The sequence below is a fragment of the Burkholderia sp. LMG 13014 genome, assembly GCF_905232215.1.
Classification (GTDB): domain Bacteria; phylum Pseudomonadota; class Gammaproteobacteria; order Burkholderiales; family Burkholderiaceae; genus Burkholderia.
The window spans coordinates 1-2334 of record NZ_CAJNKE010000778.1 but is presented as its reverse complement, the minus strand read 5'-3'; the positions used below and the strand labels follow the sequence as shown (position 1 = coordinate 2334).

General features: G+C 68.7%; 1 protein-coding gene and 1 pseudogene. One reads left to right on the top strand and one right to left on the bottom strand.

Annotation, left to right across the window (positions count from 1 at the left end; all coding sequences use genetic code 11):
- Positions 1-835 (bottom strand): NAD-dependent protein deacetylase (locus tag JYJ84_RS34490; RefSeq protein ID WP_205190111.1); only part of this gene is annotated, 835 nt, incomplete at its 3' end.
- Between the two features lie 1035 nt (positions 836-1870).
- Here JYJ84_RS34490 and JYJ84_RS34485 point away from each other — a divergent pair.
- Positions 1871-2334: pseudogene (locus JYJ84_RS34485) on the top strand (GNAT family N-acetyltransferase); the annotation flags it as partial.

The window sequence follows — 2334 nt, the reverse complement described above, 5'->3', positions numbered from 1 at the left end:
CGGGCGCGCAGCGTGCTTCGACCTTCAGCGTCAGCATCGGATCGGCGCGCGTATGACCGAGATTGAGCGCGGCGACCGGCTTGTGCTGCGCCTGCGCCCACACGCAGAAGCGGTAGCCGGAATACACCATCAGCGACGAGCCGACGACGAGCAGCGCATCGGCCGCATCGAGCGCCTGCGACGCGAGCGCCACGCGCTCGCGCGGCACGTTTTCGCCGAAGAACACGACCGCCGGCTTCAGCAGCCCGCCGCACGCGGGGCATGCCGGAATGCGGAACGTATCGAGCGCGGCCCATTCGAGGTGCGCGTCGCCATCCGCGGCCGGCTCGGCTTCCGCGCCCAGCAGTTCGGGATTGTCCGCCTCGAGCATGACCTGGATCGTCGCGCGCGCATGATGCGCGCCGCAGCCGAGGCACGTGACGCCGTCGATGCCGCCGTGCAGCTCAATGACGTCGCCGCTGCCCGCGCGCTGGTGCAGGCCGTCGACGTTCTGCGTGACGAGACGCTCGATCCGCCCTGCGCTGCCGAGCCGCGCCAGCGCAACGTGCGACCCGTTCGGCTGCGCGCGGCCGACGACGGGCCAGCCGATCATGCTGCGCGCCCAGTAGCGCCGCCGCGCGGCATCGGAGCCGAGGAATTCGTGGAGCTGGATCGGCGGCGAGCGCATCCATTGGCCATTGCGGTCGCGATAGCCGGGAATGCCGGAGTCGGTGCTGATGCCCGCGCCGGTCAGCACCAGCAGGCGCGGATGACGCTCGACGAACGCGTGCAGCGCATCGAGGGCGGCCGGATCGACGCCGGCGGTTGAAGGGTCGTGCAGGGCTTTGTCGTTCATGTTGGCAACGCGTGATCGGGCGCGCCGGCAAGCCGTGCGCCCGCACGGGCGGCCAGGCACGCCAGCACATGATACAGAACGCCGCGCGATCGGGCCGATGGCTCGCGTCGCAAACCGGCGCACAAAAAAAGACGCCCATCCGCCACTGGGCGATGGGCGCTTCAACAATTGATCCATCGGGGTAGTGGATCAACTGACAGCACAATTTCGCGGCGCCCGCCCTGCTACGGCTGGTGAACGCTTCCCCTGGACTACATGTGTTCCGCAATGTCGAATGCATCGATGCGCTGCCGGCTTTCCGGTGCGATCCGGTTCGGACCCGGCGCGCCGACGCGATGCACGGCGCGCGCGCACCTACACCGCGCGACGACTCGCGTTGGGCGCGGCAGCATGACGATCCGGGATCCGGGCCGGGCCATCCACAGGCATTCACGGTTCATCCCCGACGGCCGACCGGCACCAGTCGGCCTCGTGCGTCACACCTGCACGTCGTCGTTCAGAACGAACCCGATTGCTCGGATGGAACGGAAAGCCGCGCGCTTACGTCGCCTCGAAAAACGGCGAAACGAATAACCCGGCAGGTCGGCGATTCATGTTTGCAACATGACATGTTGCGATTCGGTCTGTTTTCATTCTCTTGTCCCCGTCTCCGATACGTCCGACCCACTGAAGCGATCGCCGGACCGACTGCGTCCGCGACCGCGCTCACGGCCTGCATAGATATGCAAGGAGCGCACCATGCTTCACGCCGCAAGGCCGCGCGGGCCGATACGGGGCCAGCGACAAGAATCGCGCACCGCCAGGAAGCGCGAACGTTTCGAAACTGAAACGCCTGCCGGCCGGCAACCGTCGGCCGCGCGCCGTCACGCCGCACCGGCCCGGCTGACGCGAACGTCACGGCGTTGCATCGGCGCGCGATCGTCGACCGGCTTACAATCGCCCCACAGTGCAGCGTGCGCACGAAGGGACGCGCGGGCCCGCCCTGGCATTCCTCGCGCAATTCGCCGCCACCTGACCGGAGCCCCTGCCCCACGCATGCCTGACGCACACGACTGGCTGGAGATCGACTACCGCACGCTGTTCCGCCTGCATCCGGATCGCCGGATCGCACGCGAGAACGATCCCGACTGCTCGCCCGCGCCGCGCTTCTGGCTCGGCCGATGCGCGGATGGCAACCTGGCCGGCGTACGCGCCGACGTGCCCGCCGCTGTCGCAGACGAACTGGCGCGCCTGGCCGACAGCGAACCGCTGGTGGCCGATCACACGCCCCCCGCGCATCTCGAACGCTATCTCGCGCTGCTCGCCCCGGTTCCGCACTGGAATATCGGCCTCGTCTACGCGCTGCCGCACGCACTCGGTTTCGACGCCGACGCACGCGTCGCGCTGATCGACGGCGACAGCGATGCGGGCCGGCATCTGCTGCATGCGCTGTCCACGCACGGGATGCCCGAAAGCCTGTGCTCGATGGGGTTTCGGAGCGCCGCCGATCTGTGGGCACC